General features: G+C 73.3%; 15 protein-coding genes and 1 pseudogene. 11 read left to right on the forward strand and 5 right to left on the reverse strand.

The window, feature by feature from the left end; all coding sequences use genetic code 11:
* The first annotated feature begins 69 nt into the window (after window positions 1-69).
* Window positions 70-1215, forward strand: coding sequence for an alpha/beta hydrolase family protein (locus tag JXZ78_RS37480; protein WP_050502900.1), 1146 nt, complete (start codon window positions 70-72; stop codon window positions 1213-1215).
* A gap of 172 nt (window positions 1216-1387) precedes the next feature.
* On the opposite strand, the gene JXZ78_RS37485 is transcribed toward JXZ78_RS37480, so the two are convergent.
* Window positions 1388-2929, reverse strand: a complete 1542-nt coding sequence (locus JXZ78_RS37485) for an alpha/beta hydrolase (protein ID WP_030023443.1) — start codon at window positions 2927-2929, stop codon at window positions 1388-1390.
* A 231-nt stretch (window positions 2930-3160) separates the two neighbouring features.
* On the opposite strand from JXZ78_RS37485, the gene JXZ78_RS37490 reads away from it, so the two are divergent.
* The 10 genes and pseudogenes from JXZ78_RS37490 to JXZ78_RS37535 all read left to right on the forward strand — a co-directional run bounded on the left by JXZ78_RS37490 (window position 3161) and on the right by JXZ78_RS37535 (window position 15275).
* Entirely contained in the window at window positions 3161-4420 is a 1260-nt protein-coding gene (locus tag JXZ78_RS37490) for an ATP-grasp domain-containing protein (RefSeq protein ID WP_030023444.1), read from the forward strand.
* The gene (locus JXZ78_RS37495; RefSeq protein ID WP_238783647.1) at window positions 4417-5331 is read left to right on the forward strand and encodes a Rossmann-like domain-containing protein; all 915 of its coding nucleotides are present in this window, start codon (window positions 4417-4419) and stop codon (window positions 5329-5331) included. The genes JXZ78_RS37490 and JXZ78_RS37495 overlap by 4 nt, the downstream gene beginning before the upstream one ends.
* Complete coding sequence (locus tag JXZ78_RS37500) at window positions 5328-6473, forward strand: PLP-dependent cysteine synthase family protein (RefSeq protein ID WP_078624583.1); 1146 nt, start codon at window positions 5328-5330, stop codon at window positions 6471-6473. Before JXZ78_RS37495 ends, JXZ78_RS37500 begins: the two co-directional genes overlap by 4 nt.
* On the forward strand, window positions 6470-7594 hold the full coding sequence (locus JXZ78_RS37505; RefSeq protein ID WP_030023447.1) for a dipeptide epimerase: 1125 nt from the start codon (window positions 6470-6472) through the stop codon (window positions 7592-7594). The genes JXZ78_RS37500 and JXZ78_RS37505 overlap by 4 nt, the downstream gene beginning before the upstream one ends.
* Complete coding sequence (locus tag JXZ78_RS37510) at window positions 7578-8834, forward strand: MFS transporter (RefSeq protein WP_030023448.1); 1257 nt, start codon at window positions 7578-7580, stop codon at window positions 8832-8834. The genes JXZ78_RS37505 and JXZ78_RS37510 overlap by 17 nt, the downstream gene beginning before the upstream one ends.
* On the forward strand, window positions 8831-9691 hold the full coding sequence (locus JXZ78_RS37515) for a class I SAM-dependent DNA methyltransferase (RefSeq protein WP_078624584.1): 861 nt from the start codon (window positions 8831-8833) through the stop codon (window positions 9689-9691). The genes JXZ78_RS37510 and JXZ78_RS37515 overlap by 4 nt, the downstream gene beginning before the upstream one ends.
* Window positions 9692-9752: 61 nt before the next feature.
* On the forward strand, window positions 9753-11351 hold the full coding sequence (locus JXZ78_RS37520; protein WP_050502901.1) for an ABC transporter substrate-binding protein: 1599 nt from the start codon (window positions 9753-9755) through the stop codon (window positions 11349-11351).
* Window positions 11352-11473: 122 nt separating this feature from the next.
* Window positions 11474-12421 (forward strand): ABC transporter permease, encoded by a 948-nt coding sequence (locus JXZ78_RS37525; protein WP_030023452.1) that lies wholly within the window; start codon window positions 11474-11476, stop codon window positions 12419-12421.
* Between the two features lie 146 nt (window positions 12422-12567).
* A pseudogene (locus JXZ78_RS37530) lies at window positions 12568-13350 on the forward strand (ABC transporter permease subunit); the annotation flags it as partial.
* 194 nt (window positions 13351-13544) lie between these two features.
* Window positions 13545-15275, forward strand: coding sequence for an ABC transporter ATP-binding protein (locus JXZ78_RS37535; RefSeq protein ID WP_033039407.1), 1731 nt, complete (start codon window positions 13545-13547; stop codon window positions 15273-15275).
* A gap of 225 nt (window positions 15276-15500) precedes the next feature.
* Here the strand turns inward: JXZ78_RS37535 and JXZ78_RS37540 are convergent, their stop codons facing one another.
* The 4 genes from JXZ78_RS37540 to JXZ78_RS37555 all read right to left on the reverse strand — a co-directional run bounded on the left by JXZ78_RS37540 (window position 15501) and on the right by JXZ78_RS37555 (window position 20298).
* Window positions 15501-16172, reverse strand: coding sequence for a class I SAM-dependent methyltransferase (locus JXZ78_RS37540; protein ID WP_030023454.1), 672 nt, complete (start codon window positions 16170-16172; stop codon window positions 15501-15503).
* Between the two features lie 192 nt (window positions 16173-16364).
* Window positions 16365-16907 (reverse strand): hypothetical protein, encoded by a 543-nt coding sequence (locus tag JXZ78_RS37545; RefSeq protein WP_030023455.1) that lies wholly within the window; start codon window positions 16905-16907, stop codon window positions 16365-16367.
* 134 nt (window positions 16908-17041) lie between these two features.
* Complete coding sequence (locus JXZ78_RS37550) at window positions 17042-19555, reverse strand: ABC transporter permease (protein WP_030023456.1); 2514 nt, start codon at window positions 19553-19555, stop codon at window positions 17042-17044.
* On the reverse strand, window positions 19555-20298 hold the full coding sequence (locus JXZ78_RS37555) for an ABC transporter ATP-binding protein (protein WP_063726162.1): 744 nt from the start codon (window positions 20296-20298) through the stop codon (window positions 19555-19557). The genes JXZ78_RS37550 and JXZ78_RS37555 overlap by 1 nt, the downstream gene beginning before the upstream one ends.
* Between the last annotated feature and the right edge of the window lie 117 nt (window positions 20299-20415).

Raw genomic sequence — 20415 nt, forward strand, 5'->3', positions numbered from 1 at the left:
CGGTGCGCTCCGGCGGACGGGCGTGCTGGGATGGGCCGCCGGCGGAACCGACGGGGAGGCATCATCAGTATGGCGCGGACCAGTGACATCGCCCGGGGCGCCCACGGTACGGCGTCGGCACGGCGCACCGTACCGCGCCTGGAACTGCCCCCGCCCACCGGCCGGCACGCCGTGGGCGTGCGCACCACCCACCTCGTCGACGACGCGCGTGCGGACCCGTTCCGGCCCGGCCGGTCCCGCGAGCTGATGGCGCAGCTGTGGTACCCGGCCCGGGCGGAGGCCGGCCGGCAACCGGGGCGGTACGTCTCCGACGCGATGTCGCCCCTGGTGGTCGACGCGTGGGAGGAGGAACCCGGCTGCTCCGGATTGCCGCGCGCCACGGCGGCCGGGGTCCTCGTGCACGGCATCGCGGGCGCGCCGCCCGCTCCGGAGGCGCGCGGCTGCCCGCTGGTCCTGCTCTCGCCCGGCCATGGCCAGTACCGCGCGGACCTGACCGCACTCGGGGAGGACCTCGCGAGCCGTGGGTTCCTGGTGGCCGCCCTGGACCACCCGGCGGACGCGGTCGGCGTGGAGTTCCCGGACGGCCGGATCGTGCCGTACCGGGAACCGGACGGCCTGGCGGACGGCGACACCGGCGACCTCTCCGGCCGCTACCTGGACGTACGCGCCGCCGACCTCCGCTTCGCCCGCGCCCGGCTGAGCGCCCCCGGATTCTGGTGGCACGCCCTGCTCGACCCGTCGCGGGCCGGCGTCGCGGGCCACTCGCTGGGCGGCGCGGCGGCGGCCGAGGCCATGCGGCTCGATCCCGGGTTCACGGCCGGGGTGAACCTCGACGGCATCCCGTACGGCGGTGTCCTCCGTACCGGCCTGGAACGACCGTTCCTGCTGTGCCAGTTCACCCCGGACGACCCGGAGTTCCAGGAGGAGACCCAGGCGCTCGGCCGCCTGTGGAACGTACTGCGCGGGCCGCGGCACCACCTGCTGGTCCACGGCGGCGGGCACGGGTCGGCCACCGACCTCGACGCCTTGGCCGGTCCCCTCGGCTACCGGGAGTTCACCGACGCGGAGGAGTACGACTTCGCGCTCGGTTCGCTGCCCGGCGGCCGGGGGACCGCGATCACCCGGGCGTGTGTGGCCGGGTTCTTCGAAGAGCGACTGCTGGGCGCGCAGAGCTTCCTGGAGGCGCTTCCGCCCGAGGTCACCGTGGTGGGTTGAGCGGACGGCAGCGCCGGTCGGCCGCCACCCGATACGGACACGCAGGGGCCTGCCGTACTGCACGCCCGCGTACGCCGAGTTCCGACGAGGCGGTCGCCTGACACCCGGCAACAGTTCGCCTGGGCCGACGCGGCCTCGCTGTCCGGCCCCGACCTCTGCACCTCGGCCGGGCTCACGGTTGCTGCGGCGACGGCTCGGGCAGGCCCGGACCGTCGCAGTGCACGTCCCCGGCCGGGACCGTGCCGCCGACGAGGTACGCGGCCACCGTGGAGTCCACGCAGGAGTTGCCGCGGCTGGCGAAGACGCCGTGCGAGTAGTCGTGGTGCAGGGTGACCAGCCGGGACCCGGGCAGCGTGCGGCCGAGGGCCCGCGCACCGGCGACCGGCGTCACGGGGTCGTGCGCGGACGCCACCAGCAGCGCCGGGGGCGCCGCGGGGCTGCCGAGCCGGGTGCGCTCGGTGGGGCGGGTGTGCCAGTACGCGCAGCTGGCCGCCTCCAGGCCGGTCAGTACGGGCTGCGGGTCCAGGCGCCGCAGCCCACGGATGTCGGCGAGGACCCGGCCCGGTGTGGGCGCCGAGCCGTCGGCGCACTTCACGGCCCGGTTGGCGGCCTGGTACGTACGTGATGCGGGCCCGTCGAAGGGCTCGGCGGGGCGGAGCCGGCCGACCACGCCCTCGTCCAGGTAGGCGCGGAGCCCGTCGCCCAGAGCGGTCCAGCGTTCGGTGCGGCCCAGGGCCCGGTAGACGGCACGGTCGAAGGCCGCCGCTCCGAAGCCGGCCACCGGGCGGGCGGTCAGGCCGTCGCGTGTGCGCAGGTAGGCGGCGCGGACCTCGCGCGGGGTGGCGCCGAGCCCGAAGCGGGAATCGTGCCGCGCCAGCCAGCCGAACAGCACGTCGCGTTGGCGCAGCATCGCGCGGGCCTGCCGTACGTCGAAGGCGTGCCAGTCCTCCGGGCCGACCACGCTGTCCAGTACCAGCTTGTCGACGTGGCGCGGGAATTGGGCGGCGTACGCGGCGCCGAGGTAGGTGCCGTACGAGACGCCGAGGTAGCTGATGCGCGGCTCCCCGAGTGCGGCCCGGACGGCGTCCATGTCGCGTGCGGTCTCGGTGGTGGAGAGGTGGGGGAGGGCGTGGCCCGTGCCTGCGGCACAGTCGGCGGCCAGCCGTCGCTGGGTGTCGAGGTAGGCGCGTTCGCCGGGACGATCGTGCGGTACGGGGTCGAGCGGCGGGGAGCCGGCGGCCGGGCTGTCGAAGAGCCCGCCCATCGGCCCGCAATCGGCGGGGGCGCTGTGGCCGGTGCCGCGCGGGTCGAAGCCGATGACGTCGTAGGCGCGGCGGGCCGGCTCCGGGAGTTTGGCGCGCTTGGTGACGGCATACGGGAGCCCGGAGCCGCCCGGGCCGCCGGGGTTGACCAGCAGGACGCCGCGCCGTTCGGCGGGCGTGCCCGAGGCCCGGACGCGGGAGACGGCGATCCGTATGTGCTCGCCGTCCGGGCGGGCGTGGTCCAACGGCACGCTCACCGTGCCGCACTCGACGCGGTCCGGCGCGGGCGGCGCGGGGACCGAGGCCGGACAGGCGCCGAAGTGCGGGGACGGCCCGGCGGTGTCGCCGGGCGGGACGGCGGCGAGCGGTTCGGCGGCCGTGGCGGTGGTGAGCGGTACGGCGCAGGTCAGGAGCGCGCAGAGCAGGGCGGTGCGTCGCAGGGCAGGGGGCATGGGGCTCGCATTTCCGTGAGGGCGGGGCCGTGTGGTGGCGGGTTGGGATCGGCGTGAGGGCGGGTGTGCGGGAGGCGGGCGGCCGGGTCGCGGCCGGATAGATGGCCGACCCATGAGGTGACAATGAAAATCATTACGGTTAGCATCGCGTTCGGTCAACACCGCACCGCGGCACCGGGGGCCTCCCCACGGCGTGCCCGGACGCGAAACCGTCTGCGCAGAAGGAGAGTTGTGGCGCATCTGCTGATGGTCGAGAGCTGGGTCGGGTCGATGGGCAGGCTGCTGCCCCGTGCCCTCCGCGAGGCCGGACACGACTTCACCTTCCTCACCCGTGACCTGCACCACTACCTGCGGGCCGCCCCCGAGGGCACCGCCCACCCGCTGCTGGCGGCCCGCAATGTGATCACCGCCGACACCAACGACACCGACGCCTTGCTGCCGTACGCCGAACGCCTGCACGCGGCGATGGGCTTCGACGGCGTCCTCAGCTCGTGCGACTACTACCTGCCCACCGTGGCGCGCATCGCCGCGCACCTCGGCCTGCCGGGGCCCGCGCCGGAGGCCGTGGAGGCCGCCTGCCGCAAGGACGCCACCCGGCGCGCCCTGGAGGCGGCCGGAGTCCCGGGCCCCCGTTTCGCCGTCTGCTCCGACTGGGCGCGGACCGCCGAGGCGGCGCGCGAGATCGGCTTCCCGCTCGTGCTCAAGCCGGTGGACCTGTGCGCCGGGATGTACGTACGGCGGGTGGACGACGAGGCGGAGCTGGCCCGGGCGCACCGCGCGCTCGCCGGGTTCCCGGTCAACGCGCGGGGACAGCTCCGGGCCCCGGTGGTGCTGCTGGAGGAACTGCTCGACGGGCCGGAGGTCAGCGTCGAGACCGTGTCGCACGGCGGCGCCGTACACGTCGTCGGGGTGACCGACAAGAGCGTGGGCGGCGCCCCGGCGTTCGTCGAGACGGGGCACATGTTCCCCGCCGCGCTGAGCGCCGCCGACGCTGAAGCAGCGGCGGACACCGCGTGCGCCGCGCTCAAGGCACTGGGGCTCGACCAGGTCGTCGCGCACACCGAGATCAAGCTCACCGCGGACGGGCCGCGCGTCGTCGAGGTCAATCCGAGGCCCGCGGGCAACCGCATCACCGAGCTGGTGCGGCACGTCACCGGCATCGATCTGGCCGCCGCCTTCGTCGAGGTGGCGCTCGGCCGCGTACCGGACCTCACACCGCGCGAGACCGGACTGCGCAGCGCCGCCATCGGCTTCCTCGTGCCCGAGCGCACCGGAGTGCTGGCGGAGATCTCCGGCGCCGACGGGCTCGACGCGCTGCCCGGTGTGCTGGAGGTCCAGCTGGCCGCGGCCGGCAAGAACGTCCAGGACACCGCCAGCAACAACGGATACCTGGGACATGTCATGGCCGGTGACGGCGGAGGGGCGGGCGCCCGCGCCCGCGTCGAGGAACTGCTGGCCGGACTCTGTCCGCGGGTGGTGGAGGAACGATGAGTCCGCTGGGACAGGCGACGGCGACCGGCCAGGTCGTGCGGTCCGGGGCGGCCGAGCATGCCGTGCGGCCCGCGGCGGCCGGTCTCCCCGACCTCGTACGCCGGGTACGCGCCGGTGAACTGGGGCCCGACCCCGGTACGCAGAAGATCGCGGTGGCCTTCACCACCAGCCAGGCCGTACGCCACGAAGGGCGTAGCGGCGGATACCGCAACGAAGTGCTCAGCCTGCGCCTCGGCAGCGCGGTGGGATCCTGCGCCGTGGAACCCGGCGCACTGCCCGCCGCCGCGATCGACGACTGTGTGGGCGCCGACGTCGCGACGCTGCTCGACCACCCGCTGTCATCGGTACGGATCGCCGCGCTCGACGCGTACCTGATGCACGCCCTGCCGCACACGGCCGCGAACGGCGCCCAGCCGTGGGAACTGCCCGCCGGGGACTCGCTCGCCAAGTCCCGGACCCGCGCCCGGGGCGTCGCCGGGCTGCTGGCCGTCCCGCCCGGCCGTACCGTCCTGGTCGTCGGCGTCGTCAACTCGCTGCTGGAGGCGCTGCGCGCCCGCGGCCTGGTCTGCGTACCGTGCGACCTCAAGGGCGGCCGGACCGAGTGGGGCGAACCGGTCCGTACCGACGCGCTCGCCGAACTGGACGGCTGCGACGCGGTGCTGGCGTCCGGCATGACGCTGGGCAACGGCACCTTCGAACCGCTGCGCGAGCACTGCGAGCGGCACGGGAAGCCGCTGGTGATGTTCGCCCAGACCGGCAGCGCCGTGCTGCCGCGCCTGCTGGGCGCCGGAGTGAGCGCCGTGTGCGCCGAACCGTACCCGTTCTTCTGGCTCGACGGCGGGCCCGGCGTCGTCCACCGCTACACCGGCGACGACGCGTACGCGCTGCTGGGCCGGGGAGGCGACCGATGACCGCCGCAGTACTGGGCGCACCCACCGCGAACCGGGAACTCCTCGCCCTCGTCGGCCGTACGCCGCTGGCCCGGATCACCGGCGACCTGCCCTGCCCGCACCCCGGCTTCTGGGCCAAGCTGGAAGGGCTCGGCGCGGGCGGCATGAAGGCGCGCGCCGCCGTGTCCATGCTGCTCGGCGCCCGTGAGCGGGGCGAACTGCGGCCCGGCGCGCCGGTCGTGGAGTCCACCTCCGGCACCCTCGGCGTCGGCCTGGCCTTCGCCGGGCAGGCGCTCGGCCACGACGTGATCCTGGTCTGCGACAGCGAACTGGAACCGTCCATGCGCCGGCTGCTGCGGGCCTACGGCGCCCGGCTGGAGATCGTCGACCGGCCCGCCCCGGAAGGCGGCTGGCAGGCCGCGCGGCTCGCCCGGCTGCGCGAACTGCGCAGCGTGCTCCCGCACGCGTACTGGCCCGACCAGTACAACAACCCGGACAACGCGGCCGGTTACGCCTCCCTCGCCGCCGAGATCGCCGCCGGCCTGGACCACCTCGACGTCCTGGTGTGCAGCGTCGGCACCGGCGGCCACAGCGCCGGAATCGTCGGCCCGCTGCGCCGCCACTGGCCCGCGCTGCGCCTCGTCGGCGTGGACGCCACCGGCTCCACCATCTTCGGACAGCCCGCCCGGCCCCGCCTGATGCGCGGCCTCGGCAGCAGCATCCACCCGCGCAACGTCGCCTACGGGGCCTTCGACGAGGTGCACTGGGTGGGGCCCGCCGAAGCCGCCGACGCCTGTCGGCGGCTGGCCCGGGGCAGCTTCGTCAGCGGCGGCTGGAGCACCGGCGCCGTCGCCCTGGTCTCGGCCTGGGCGGCCCGCGTACACCCCGGCGCCGTCGTCGCCACCGTCTTCCCCGACGGCCTGCACCGCTACCTCGGCACCGTCTACGACGAGGACTTCGCCGCCGCACACGGCCTGGACCGGCAGCCCGTCGCCACCCGTCCGGTGGAGATACCGCATCCCACCGCGGCCGAGGCCACCGGCTGGGCGCGCTGCACTACCGTCGTGGATCCGAAGGCCGCGGCGGTCGCGGCGGCTCCGGTGGCCGGGGACGCCCCCGTGGCACCGGTGGTCGCGCAGGCCGGGCGGGAGGGCGCCGTATGAACGTCACCCTGCGCGTCGTACGCCTCCAGCTCGCCGAGCCCCTGCGGATCTCCCGCTCCGTGATGACCGAACGGAACGCCGTCTGGATCACCCTGGAACACCACGGGCTGCGCGGCCACGGCGAGGCCGTCACCAGCGTCTACTACGGTCTCGACACCGACACGCTGCGCCGTCTGCTGGCCGGGGCCGGCGCGGAACTCGGCCGCTTCACCGGGCCGGAGAGCGCTCTCGACGCCCTGCGGGACGGCGAGCTGCCCGCGCCCGGCACGCCGCCCGCCGTCACCGCCGCAGTCGAGTCGGCGCTGCTCGACCTGGTGGGCAAGCGGGCCGGGCAGCCGGTCCACCAGCTGCTCGGCACCCTGGAACGGCCGGTCGCCGCCACCGCCCGCACCATCGGCATCGTCTCCGCCGAGCGGGCCCGGACGCAGGCCCGCTGCCTGGCGGAGAGCGGCTTCACCGTCCTCAAGATCAAGGCCGGTACGGCGGACCCCGAGGACGACCTCGCCCGCGTACGGGCCGTACGGGACGCCGCCCCTTCGGCGGCGCTGCTGCTCGATCCCAACGGCGCCTGGACACCGGAGCAGGCCCGGCACCTGCTGCCGCGCTTCGCCGCACTGGGCGTCCAGGCCGTCGAACAGCCGACGGCGCCCGGCGACCCCGAAGCGCTGGCCCGGCTCGCCGAACGCGCCCCGCTGCCCGTCATCGCCGACGAGGACGCCGTCGGCCTCGCGGACGTGGAACGGCTCGCCGGACGGGTGCAGGGCGTCAACGTCAAGCTCGCCAAGTGCGGCGGCGTGCACGCGGCACTGCGCATCGAGGAGCTGATCGCGGGCAGCGGCACCCGGCTCATGCTCGGCTGCCTGACCGCCGGCACCCTCGGCATCGCCCCCGCCGTCCATCTCGCCGACCGTGCCCGCTGGGTCGACCTCGACGGGCACCTGCTGCTGAAACACGACCCGTGGACCGGCATCGGCGGCACCGACGGGACCGTACGCGCCGGGACGGGGGCCGGGCTGGGGGTACGGCCGGTGTTCCCGCGCGCGGAGGCGGCCGTACCCCCACCGCCCCCTGCACAGCCCGCACCACAGAAGGAAAGGCACCACCGTGAAGACGTGGGGTGAGATGCGGGCCTTCCCGCTCGCCATCCGGCTCCTGCTGGTCAACCAGCTCGGCGTGAACATCGGCTTCTACCTGCTCATCCCGTACCTCGCCACACACCTCGGCCAGGACCTGGGGATGTCGGCCGCGGTCGTCGGCATCGTGCTGGGCGTCCGCAACCTCAGCCAGCAGGGCCTGTTCATCCTCGGCGGCTCGGCCGCCGACCGGCTCGGCGCCCGCGGCGTGATCATCGCCGGCTGCGCGCTGCGCACCGTCGGCTTCGCCCTGTTCGCGCTGGGCGACGGGCTGCCCGTCCTGCTGGCCGCCTCCATACTCAGCGGGCTCGCCGGGGCCCTGTTCAACCCGGCCGTGCGCGCCTACCTGGCGGCGGAGGCGGGGGACCGCAAGGCCGAGGCATTCGCCCTGTTCAACATCTTCGCGACGACCGGCGCCCTGGTCGGGCCGCTGATCGGCAGCGCCCTGCTGCTGGTCGACTTCCGGGCCTCCGCCCTCACCGCCGCCGCGATCTTCGCCCTGCTCACCGCCGCGCAGGCCGCCGTGCTGCCCGCCCGCGAGGTGCCCGCCTCCAAGGGCAGCGTGCTCGGTGACTGGCGGGAAGTCCTCGCCAACCGGGCGTTCCTGGCCTTCTCCCTCGCCATGGTCGGCATGTTCACCATGGAGAACCAGCTCTACCTGCTGCTCCCGGACGGCGCCCGCAGGGCCACCGGCTGGGACGGCGCGGCCGGCATCGTCTTCCTCGTCGGCACACTGGCCAACCTCACCCTTCAGATGCGCATCACCCGTTCCCTCAAGGAGCGGGGCAGCCGGGCGCGTTGGGTCGCCGTCGGGCTGGCGCTGATGGGTGTGGCGTTCGTGCCGCCGATGGTGGTCGCCGGGGCGTCCGCAACGGACGCCGGCGGTGTGGGCGGGGCCGCGCTCGCTCTCGTACCCGTACTGGCCGGGGCGCTGCTCCTGTATGTCGGCGTCATGATCGCCCAGCCGTTCGTCATGGAGCTGATACCGGAGTTCGGCCGCGCCGAACTGACCGGTACCTACTTCGGGATCTTCTACGTCGTCTCCGGCATCGCCGCCGCCGTCGGCAACACCGTCGTCGGCTGGGCCATGGACGCGGGCGGGCACGGCGGCGCCGCCTGGCTGCCCTGGGCGTGCTGCCTCGCCTTCGGCCTCCTGTCGGCGGCGGGCGTCGGCTGGCTGCACCGGCTGCGGGCCCTGCCCGTACGGGCCGTGGCGGTGACGGCATGAGCGAGGACACTACCGCCCTTCCGGGCGCGAGGCGCCGTGGCACCGCCCTCCCGGCAGCGCAGCGCAATCTGCTGACCGACAACCCCGCACTGTACGAGGCACGCTTCCCCGACCCGGAGCGGCTCGCCGCGCGCTGGGCCGAGGACGTGCTGCGCACCCACAGTGCCGGGCCGCGCGTCCTCGACATCGGCTGCGGCACCGGACGGGACGCCGCCCATCTGCACACCATGGGCCGTACGGTCATCGGCGCCGACCTCTCGGACACGATGCTGGCGTACGCCCGTACCCACCACCCCGGACCCCGCTACAAGCGCGCCGACCTGCGCCGATTCCACCTCATGGACCTCGGCCGGCGGCCGTTCGACGCCGTGGTCTGCCTGGACAGCGCGCTGCTGTACTGCCACACCAACGACGAACTCGACGGCTTCCTGGCCTCCTGCCGCCGCGCCCTGACACCGGGCGGGATGCTGGTCGCCGAAATGCGTAATGGCGCGTTCTTCCTCGGCCGTACGGAACTCCTGGACGCGCCGGCCATCCGTGGTTTCGAGTGGGAAGGCACCGTATATCGGTCCGTCACGACCCTCACCGTCGACCGGGCGGCCCAACTCCTGCGCCGACGGCGGGCCTGGTCCACGGAGGACGGCAGACCACCCGTCGAACAGCACTCTGCCTGGCGGCTGATCTTCCCCCAGGAACTGCGTTATGCGCTGGCCGCGCACGGTTTCACCGTGCTGGAGCTGCACGACGGGCCCGGCCCGCGTACGGAACCGCCCTGGCAGCCCGGGGCAACCCCGTCCCCGGGCGGCTCTGCCGACGGAGACCGGTTGCACCTCGTAGCCCGCCTGGGCGACGGCTGAACGTTCCGCCGCCCCTGCCTCTCTTCTCTTCCCACCCACTCCTCACGAGGCGAGACCCACCATGACCGAACTCCCTCCCTCCGACCGGGAACCCGTCGAGCCGTCCAGTCTGCGGCGGCGCGGCTTCCTCGCCGCGACCGCGGGCGCCACGGCCACCGCCGGGCTCGTTCTGGCCGGCTGCGGTACCGGATCCGGCTCGCCGGGCACCGGCGGCGGCACACCCCGGCGCGGCGGCCGGCTGCGCGCCGCCTTCGCCGGCGGCGGCGCCTCCGAGACCCTCGACCCGCACCTGGGTAACCTCTTCGCCGACGCCGCCCGCGCCAAGGCCCTCTACGACAAGCTGGCCGACTGCGGCACCGACATGTCCGCGCGCCCCCGTCTGGCCGCCAAGTGGGAGCCCAACGACACCCTCGACCGCTGGCGGGTCACGCTGCGCAAGGCCACCTTCCACAACGGCAAGCCGGTCACCGCCGAGGACGTCCTCTACAGCTTCCGCCGCATAGCCGACCCCAAGAAGGCGTACCGCGCCAAGGCGTCCCTGGAGCCCATCGACCTGGCCGCCAGCCGTGCGACGTCCCCGGACACCGTCGAGTTCCGCCTCAAGCGCCCCACCGCCGAATTCCCCAACGTGCTCGCCGCGTTCGGCGCGTACATCGTCCCGGGCGGCACGACCACCGCCGACTTCGCCCGGCCGATCGGCTCCGGCCCCTTCCGCTTCGTCTCCTTCACACCCGGCCGCTCCTGCGTCGTCAAGCGCAACGACGCCTACTGGGACGGCGCGCCGCACCTGGACGAGCTGGAGTTCGTCGTCGCCAACGAGGAGTCCGCGCGGATCAACGCCCTGCTCGGCGGCCAAGTCGAGTACGCGCACGAACTCAACCCCACCACCGCGCGCGCCCACGAGGGCAAGGGCCAGATCGAGATCGTCCGGCTGCGCAACAGCGCCATGCAGTCCTTCGCGATGAAGACCGACCGGGCCCCCTTCGACGACAAGCGGGTCCGCGAGGCGTTCTTCCTCATCGCCGACCGCAAGGAACTCGTCGACGGTGCGCTCTCCGGTGCCGGCGAGATGGGCAACGACCTGTTCGGGAAGGGGTACGAGTACTACGCCGCCGACCTGCCGCAGCGCCACCAGGACCTCGACCGGGCCCGCCACCTCCTCAAGCAGGCCGGCGCCGAGGACCTGCGCGTCACCCTCGACACCTCGCCCGTCGCCGCCGGGTTCACCGAGGCGGCCGGCATCTTCCGCGACCAGGCCGCCAAGGCGGGCGTGACCGTACAGGTGAAGTCCGGCAGCAAGGACAGCTACTGGAGCGACATCCTCGACTCCGGCACCCTGTGCTGCTACCGCTCCGGCGCCATGCCCATCGAATCGCACTTCTCCCAGCGGCTGCTGAGCGATTCGACCACCAACGCCACCAAGTGGCGGCACAAGGACTTCGACGCCCTGTACCAGCAGGCCCAGTCCACCAAGGACAAGAAGGAACGGGCGGCGGTGTACGGACGGATGCAGCGCCGCCTGTACGCCGAGGGCGGCTTCCTGGTGTGGGGCTTCGCGGACTGGATCGTCGGCACCTCCCGCCGCGTGCACGGTGTGGCGCGCGACGCGCCCGCGAACACTTTGGACTGGGCGCGCTTCGACACGGTGTGGCTGGCGTGAGCGCACCTGTCGCGCCGCCTCGGCGGCTGGCTGATCGTGCTGGGCGTGGTGGGCGAGACGGGCGCGCCGGGCGTGGTGGGCGAGACGGGCGCGCCGGACGTGCCGTATCCGTCGTACCGGCCGTGCTGCGATCCTGGCTCGCGCGCCGGCTGCTGCTCGGTGTGGCGCAGACCGCCGCCGTCGTGCTGCTGGTCTTCGTGCTCACCGAGGCGCTGCCCGGGGACGCCGCCGTCGCCCTGGCGGGTGACCAGCCCGACCCGGCCCGCATCGCGGCCATCCGTACGGAGATGGGCCTGGACCGTCCGGCCGCCGAACGGCTCGCCGACTGGGTCCTCGGGCTGCTCCACGGCGACCTCGGGACCTCGCTGGCCTCCGGCCGGCCCGTCGCGGCGTACCTCGCCGACGGCTTCGGGCCCACCCTGCTGCTCGCCGCCATCACCGTGACGCTGCTGGTACCGGCCGGGGTCGGGCTCGGCGTCCTGGCCGCACGCCGCGAGGGCTCCCTCGCGGACCGGCTCGTCAGCTCCACGACCCTGGCGGTCTACGCCGTACCGGAGTTCGCCCTCGGCGTGCTGCTGATCACCCTCTTCGCGCTCCGGCTCGGCTGGCTGCCGCCGACCGCCGTCGGCTCCGGCGGCGACCTGCTCGCCCAGCCGGCCGTCCTGGTCCTGCCCGTCCTCGTGCTGCTCTCCCGCCCCGTGTGCTCGATCAGCCGCCTGGTACGGGCCGGAATGATCGACGCGCTGCGCTCCCCGTACGCCCGGCAGGCGGCCCGCTACGGGCTGTCCGCGGCGCGCGTCCGGTACGCGCACGCCCTGCCGAACGCCCTCGCGCCCGCCGCCCAGCAACTCGCCCGTACCGTCGACTGGCTGCTGTGCGGAGTGATCGTCGTCGAGGCGCTGTTCGTCATCCCGGGCCTGGGCACGGTGTTGATGAACGCGGTCGCCGAACGCGACGTCCCCGTGGTCCAGGGCCTGGCCGTGGTCTTCGGCCTCGTCGCGGTCGTCCTCAACCTCGGCGCGGACCTGGTCGCCCGCCGACTCGCGCCCCGGGCGGGGGTGGCGGCGTGATGCGGAAGTCGATGGGGGCGGTTGTGCGGGGGGCCGGCCGAATGCGCAGGTGCAAGGGCACGACGGTACGGAGGCCTGGCCTGATGCGGAAGTCCGACGGTTCGGTTGTGCGGCGGCCCGGTCTGCTGCGGAAGCCGGACGGCACGATGGTGCGGCGGCCGGGCCTGGCCGGACTGCTGATCGCCGGTGTCCCCCTCCTCCTCGCCCTCCTCGGGCCGCTGCTGGCCGGCGAACCCGGCCCGCGGACCGCGTCCTTCACGCTCGGCGGCGGCCACTGGCTCGGCACCGACTTCGTCGGCCGCGACGTGGGGCGGCAGATCCTGCTCGGCGGGCAGTCGGTGGTGCTCGTCGCGCTGGCCGCCACCGCACTCGCCTATGCGGTCGCCGTCCCGCTGGGGCTGGCCGCCGCCCTCACCCACCGCACCTGGCTCGAAGAACTGCTGATGCGCCCGCTGGACGTGCTGCTCGCGGTGCCGTCGCTGCTGCTGATCCTGCTGGTCGCCGCCGTCTTCTCGCCCGGCGCCGCGGGGCTCGCCCTGCTGGTGGCCCTCGTCAACATCCCGGACGCGGCCAGAATCGTCCGCGCCGCCGCCTCGGAAGCGGCCGCGCGCCCGGCCGTCGAAGCGCTGCGCATGCAGGGCGAGACCTGGTGGCGTACGGCGGTCGGCTACGTCGGCCGGTCCGCACTGCGCACCTTCGCCGCCGACGCGGGCGTCCGCCTGACCGGCGTGCTCTACCTCGTCGCCACCGCCGCCTTCCTGGGCGTGGGCGTGGAACCTGACGCGGCGGACTGGGCGGTCATGGTCGACCGGAACCGCACCGGCCTCTTCGTGCAGCCGTGGGCCGTAGTGGTGCCGGCACTGTTGATCGTGGCGCTGTCGATGGGCGGGAACTTGGTCGTTGACGCGGTGCTGGGCGGGCAGGGACGGGGCGCGGGGGCGGGTGTATCTGATGCGCCCGATGCAACTGATGCGCCCGATGCAACCGATGCGTCCGAAGTTCCCCTCAAGCCCGCTGCGCCCGACCTGCCTGCTGTCACTGACGCGACCTATACGCCCGAAATGGCCGATGCGTCCAACATGGCCGTTGCGGCTGACGTTCTCGATACGAAGGAGGGAAGCCGGTGAGCGCGGCAGCGGACGTCGTCGCCGAGGTCGAGGACCTACGGGTGGAGGTCGGCGGCCGGGCCGTCGTCGACGGAGTGAGCCTGCGGGTCCGCGCGGGCACGGTGACCGCCCTGGTCGGTGCCTCCGGCAGCGGCAAGACCACGACCGGCCTGGCCCTGCTCGGCGCGTACCCGCCGGGCGCCCGGGTCTCCGGGACCGTGACGGTCACGGACCACCTGGTCGGCCACGTACCGCAGCACCCGGCGGCGGTCCTCAACCCCGCCCGCCGAGCCGGCGCCCTGCTGGCCGACATCGCCCGTACCCAGGTACGCCACCTGCCGCGTCGCGAACGCGTCCGGGCTGCCGAAACCCGTATCAACGAGGCACTTTCCCGCGCCCAACTCACCGGCTCCTCCGAACTGCTGCGCCGATACCCGCACCAGCTGTCCGGCGGCCAGCAGCAGCGTGTCGTGCTGGCCCAGGCCCTGCTGCTGGGCGCCCGCGTCGTGGTCGCCGACGAACCGACCACCGGACAGGACGCCCTCACCAAGCGTCGCATCGTCGCGGAGCTGGTGTCGGTCGTCCGGCAGGGCATCGGCGTCCTGCTGCTGAGCCACGACCTGGACGTGGTGCGCGAACTGGCCGACGAGGTCGTGATCCTGAAGGACGGGCGTGTGGTCGAGTCGGGTCCTGTGGAGCAGATGACGACGGGGGCCCGGCACGCGTGGACACGTCAGTTGTTCGGGGCAGGGGAGGGGGGCGGCTCCGTACCGGGAGAGAGGGCCGACGCTGACTCTGACACGACCCCGGAGGTGAGGGACGATGCCGATGACGGTCCCGGCACTGAACCAGCCCCGGAGGTGAAGGGCGATATCGATACAGAGGCGGCCCCGGAGGTGAAGGGGGATATCGGTACAGAGGCGGCCCCGGATGTAGAGGGCAATACCGTCCTCGAAGTACGGCACCTGACCGCCCGCCACCGTGGCGGCGGAACTCGTCGCACCGTTGACGTGCTGCGTGATGCCTCCTTGCGCGTCCGGCCCGGCGAGCGGGTGGCGATCGTCGGCCGTTCCGGCAGCGGAAAGACCACGCTCGGCCGGTGCCTGGCCGGACTGCACCGTACGTACGACGGCGAGGTCCACCTCGACGGCGTACCGCTGCCCCGCAGCCTGCGCGACCGTACGCCCCGACAACTGGCCGCAGTGCAATACGTGTTCCAGGACGCGCAGTCCTCCTTCGACGAGCACCGCACACTGCTGGCACAGGTCGCGCGCACGGCGGTGCGCCTGCGCGGCGCCACGCCCGCGGACGCCGCGCGGGAGGCGGAGGCGCTGCTTGCCGAGGTCGGGCTTCGAGATCAGCACTTCCACAACCGCCCGGGTCGGCTCTCCGGAGGCGAACTCCAGCGCGCGGCACTCGCCCGCGCCCTGCTCGCCCACCCCCGCGTCCTGGTCTGTGACGAGATCACCTCGGGCCTGGACACGGTGACTCGGCGTACCATCCTCGCCGTCCTCGACCGGCTGCTGCGCGACCAGCCGGACCTGGCACTGGTGTGGATCACCCACGACCTGGACACGGCCGCCCGAGCCGACCGCATCCTGGTACTGGACGCCGGTGACGTGGTCGAACAGGGCCCCACCGTCCACGTCCTCACGGCCCCCGGACACCCCTTCACCGCGGCCCTCGTCGAGGCCTCGGAGGAGAGGCGCGAGGCGATCCGGGAACCGCGTACGGCGTCACGTGCTTAAGGGAGGTCACGGACGGTCGAGCGTGGTCAGCGGAAGGAGCCAAGTGCGGCCAGGGGGAGGCCAAGGAAGAGCAACGGAGACCGACGGAGACCGACGGAGACCGACGGAGACTGACGGAGACCGTGGCTGGCCGCGGCCTCCTGCGGCCTGCCGCGGGAGGCCGCAGACGCCCCTGGCACGTCCAGCCGTCCCCTCTCCCCGGCCTCTCTCCCCGCCCCCTCGTCGCTATGCCGGTGCGTCCGCGGCCGGTTTGCGGGCCATGAGGAAGGCCTGAGCCGTCCGTTCGGCGAACCTGCCCTCGTAGGGCTCGCGCACCAGCCGGGCGCGTACGGGCAGACCCGCCCGGTCCAACAGGCCGGCCATCCGGTCCGGCTGCCGCCGGTGGAAGTCGAGCGCGATCTGCCGGCCGAAGGCCTCCTCCAGGCGCAGCGGTTCGTCTCCCACCTGGAAGGCGGCCAGCAGATGGCCACCGGGCGCCAGCACCCGGTGGAACTCGGCGAACGCCTCCGGCAGCAGTTCCAGCGGGACATGAATGGTCGAGTACCAGGCCACAACACCGCTGAGGCTGTTGTCGGGAAGGTCGAGGGCCAGCATGGAGCCCTCGTCGAAGCGCAGGTCCGGGTGCTGGCGGCGGGCCACCGCGAGCATGCCCGGCGACAAGTCGATGCCGGAGACGGACAGGCCCAGGCCGGCCAGATGCGCGGTCACCCGGCCGGTGCCACATCCCACGTCGGCCACGGGCCCACCACCGGAGGCCCGCACCGTCTCGGCGAAGCTCGTAAGCATCGCCCGGTCCAGCGGCTTCGCTTCCAGATCGCCGTGCTCGAAGGCGAGGTACTCGTCGGCTATGGAGTCATAGGACCGCCGTGTGTCCTGCAGGAAGTCTGGTTCGGTCATGGAGGAGGACCCTACTGCCCACGCCACGGCCACCACCCTGCGGCCTGACGTTCGTCTGCTGGGGCCCCGGCCTCGTGGCGGGCAGCCCGATTGCCCTGGTCAGGCGGCCCGGCCACCCTGATCGGCGCCTCAACCCTCCCCATGGGCGCCTCAACCTTCCTCATGGGCGATTCAACTCTCCTGATGGGCGCCTCAACCTTCCTGATGGGCCGCGCGAGCGGCGGCGATGAACTCCTCCAGTGCCTTCCAGAAGGGCGAGAAGGCGGTGCCGAACTCCTGCTGGGCCTCGGTGTCCCCCTCCATGGCGCCCTTGACGCAGCGGTAGAACGTGCCGGTCGTCCGCTGGAGGGCGAGCGCGGCGGCCGCCGCCTCGGGCGGGCCCTCCAGTTCGACGACGCGGGCACAGCGGCGGATCTTCGCGTACTCGGCGATCTCCCGGTCGTGCAGCTCCTTGAGCACCTGAGCCCTGCCACGGTCCCCGGCACCGGCGCTGTCGCGCAGGACGGCCAGGATCTCCCAGTAGAGCTCGCCGAGACGGTGCGTCTGCTCGATCAGGTCGAGGTACGCGGTCCGCCGGCTCTCGCGCAGCCGCTCGGTGCGCTGCGCGCGAGCGGCGATCTCCGCCTGGATGCGCGCGGCCCGCGTGCTGCCCCGGCCTGCCACCCAGCTCGCGAGTACGGCGGTGCCGCCCGTCACCGCTGCGATGGCCAGAGTCCACACTGTGCTGTCACCCACGCGACGTCACCCTACCGAGCGCCGCAGCGGACCCCGCCCCGGAAGGCCTCGTACCGCCACCGCCATTGCCACTGCCATTGCCACGGCCATTGCCAAGAGGCAGCAGCCTCACTGGCCGCTCACCACATCGCGGGTCACTCGCAGGCGATCGCCGTCAGCATGTCCGTACGGGCCGCACGGCGGGCCGGCCACATCGCGGCCAGGACGGCCGCCACGGCTATCCCGGCCAGCGCAAGGGCGATGATGCCGACGGGTATCGAGAAGTCCCACAGCCGTTGCCCGAACATGGCGTGCTGCATGACGGCGCCTGCCGGTATTCCTACGACGACTCCGAGCAGTGCGCCGAAGAGTGAGATCACGATGCTCTCGACCCGGATGGTTCGGCGGACCAGCAGGCGCGAGGCGCCCACCGCGCGAAGCACTCCTATCTCCCGGGTGCGCTCCATGACCGAAAGCACCAGCGTGTTCACCACGCCGGACACGGCGATCAAGATGGCGACGCCGAACATCGCGTACATCAGGGTGAAGGCCAGCGACTGCTGGTCGACGCCCTGCCGCACGAGCGTCTCGCGGTCGCCGACGAGCACGTCCGGCCGGTCCCGGAAGGCTGCCGTGATGCTCGCCCGCGCCTTGTCCGGGTCGGGCCCGGAGGCGTACAGCGTGGTGATCTGCCGGCGCAGCGACTCGGGAGCATCGGCGACGTTCAGGAAGATGCTGGCCTGCAGCTCCGTCGCGTCATAGATGCCCACCACGGCCCGGGTGACCGAGGTCTTGGCGTCCAGGCGCAGGGTGACTTCGTCGTTCAGGCCCAGGCCCAGCATGTCGGCCTGGTTCCGCGATATGACCACGCCCCGCGTCAGGTCGGCGCTGCCCGCCGTGATGTCCGGGGTCAGGACGCCCTGGAGGCCGGCCGGTTCGATGGCGGAGATCCGCCGTTCGGTCCTGCCGCCCGGGTAGGTCAGCCCGGCCAAGACGTCCCGGCTGCCCGCCACCTGAGAGACACCCGGCAGCGCGCCGACCCGGGCGGCTTCGGCCCGGGTGAGGGAGGACTGGCCGCCGGCGGCGGATTGCAGAACCGTCGTCGTCGTGGGGACATTGGCCCGGATCGTCGAGGCGATCAGTGCGGAGAACGACGCGCTGAGGGTCGCGAACGAACAGACCAGGGCGAGCCCGACGGTGATGGCGGTGGCTGTGCCCGCGGTCCGGCGCGGGTCGCCGGCCGCGTTGCGCAGCCCGAGCCGGACCGCCGGCCGGGAGCGGGCGCCGAGCAGCCGTGCGGCGGGGCGCAGGACCACCTCGGCGAGAAAGGGTGCCAGCAGGAGCATGCCGGTCACGCCGAGGACGGTTCCCACCAGACCGATGATGCGCGCGGCGTTGGACGAGCTCGGATCCGCCGTGGCGACGACCATGGCCGCCCCGGCGGTCACAAGGCCGGCTCCCAGCAGTATCCGCAGCCGTCCGGCCTCCCGTGGCACGATCGCGTCGGTGCGCAGCGCGGCGACCGGCGGTACGGTCGCGGCCCGCCGTGCCGAGCTGTACGCGGCCAGTACGGTCACCAGCAGGGCGACCCCGTAGCCGAGTAGGACGGCCACCGGGCTGACGGTGAAGTCGACGTCGTCGCCCGGACGCATCACCGAGATCATCGACGGGCCCAGCGCCACACCGGCCGCTGTGCCGACCGTGCCGCCCGCCAGTCCGAGCACGGTGGCCTCGGCGATGACGGCGGACCGCACCTGGCGTCTGCGCGCGCCGACGGCCCTGAGCAGTGCGAACTGTCGGGTGCGCCGGCTCACGAGCAAGGTGAAGGTGTTGGCGATGACGAACCCGCCGACCAGCAGAGCGACCGCGGCGAACGGCAGCATCGTCATGCGCAGTTCCTGCGCCTCGGCGTCCGACTGCCGCACCGCGGCCTCCGCCAGGGCCCTGCCCGTCTCGACGTGGTAGCCGGTAGGGGTGGTCTTGCGCACTGCTGCCTTGACGGCATCGGCGCTCGCTCCGGCGGCCGTTGTCAGTTCGATGCGGTGGAAGCGCTTGCCGAGCAGTTGCTCGGCGGTTCTGGTGTCGTAGGCGGCGACTGGCACCGCGTCGGACGCCTCGTCGGAATCCTGTGTGGTCTCCGGGCCCAGTCGGTTGTAGGTGTAGAGCGCGGTCACCCTGGCGGTGTCCGTGCGCCCGTTGGCCAGCAGGATGCGGATGGTGTCGCCCACCGTGAGGCCGGCCTTGTCGGCGTCGGGCTTGTTGAGCGCTACCTGCCCCGGACCGGCGGGGGCTCTCCCCGCCTCCACCGTGAAGCGTCTGCCGCCGCTCCAGTTTGTGCCGGCCCGGTCCAGCACGGTGGTGGTCCGGACGAACTTGCCGTCGCGGCCGACCAGTCCGGCTCGGCCGACGATCACTCCCTCCGCCCGTGCGACACCGGGCGTCGCGGCCAGCCGGTCACGGTCCGCGGCGGTGAGCACCGCTTCCTTGCCGGGGCTCTGCACCGAGACACCGACGTCCTTCCGGGTTTCCTCGCCCGCGAGGGTGGCGGCGATGGAGTCGCTCACCACCCAGCTTCCGACCGTCGCGGTCACACCGAGCGCGACGGCGATGAGCGTCAACACCGCGCGGCCCTTGTGGCCGAGCAGGTCGCGCCACATGGTCGTCAACATCAGACGGCAGTCCTTTCGAAGGATTTCAGGCGCTCCAACACGCCGTCCGCGGTCGGCGCGGTGACCTCGTCGACGAGCTGACCGTCCTTGAGGAACAACACCCGGTCTGCGAAGGCGGCCGCGCTCGGCTCATGGGTGACCATCGCCACCGTCTGGCCGAGGTCGTCCACACTGCGGCGCAGGAAGCCGAGTAATTCGTCGGAGGCGGTGGAGTCCAGCGCACCGGTCGGCTCGTCGGCGAAGACCACTTCGGGCCGGGTGACCAGCGCGCGGGCGCAGGCCACCCGCTGCTGTTGGCCGCCGGAGAGCTGGCTGGGCCGGTGGTGGAGGCGGTTCCGCAGGTCCAGGGCGGCTATGACCTTGTCCACCGTCGCGCGGTCGGGCTCGCGGCCGGCGAGGTCGAACGGCAGCGTGATGTTCTCCAACGCGGTCAGCGTGGGCAGCAGGTTGAACGCCTGGAAGACGAAGCCGACCCGATCGCGGCGGAGACTGGTCAGGGCGTCGTCGCGCAGTCCGGTCACCTCGGTGTCACCGATCCACACCGTGCCCTCGTCAGCCTGGTCCAGGCCCGCGACGCAGTGCATCAGCGTCGACTTGCCGGAGCCGGACGGCCCCATGATCGCGGTGAACTCCGCACGGCGGAACTCCACATCGACTCCGGCGAGCGCGACCACGCGGGCATCGGCCGGTCCGTATCGCTTGGCCAGTCCGATGGCTCGGACGGCAGCTGTTGTCTGTGTCATGCACCGCATGGTCCAGGCTCGGAACCCGTCGGCACGTCACCGAAAAGACCAAGAAGACCCCCTACTTAAGCTGAGGCGGGGGCGCAACCTTGGTGGGGCAGGGAGCAGTCGGGCGGC

This window comes from Streptomyces monomycini (genome assembly GCF_022271435.1).
Classification (GTDB): domain Bacteria; phylum Actinomycetota; class Actinomycetes; order Streptomycetales; family Streptomycetaceae; genus Streptomyces; species Streptomyces monomycini.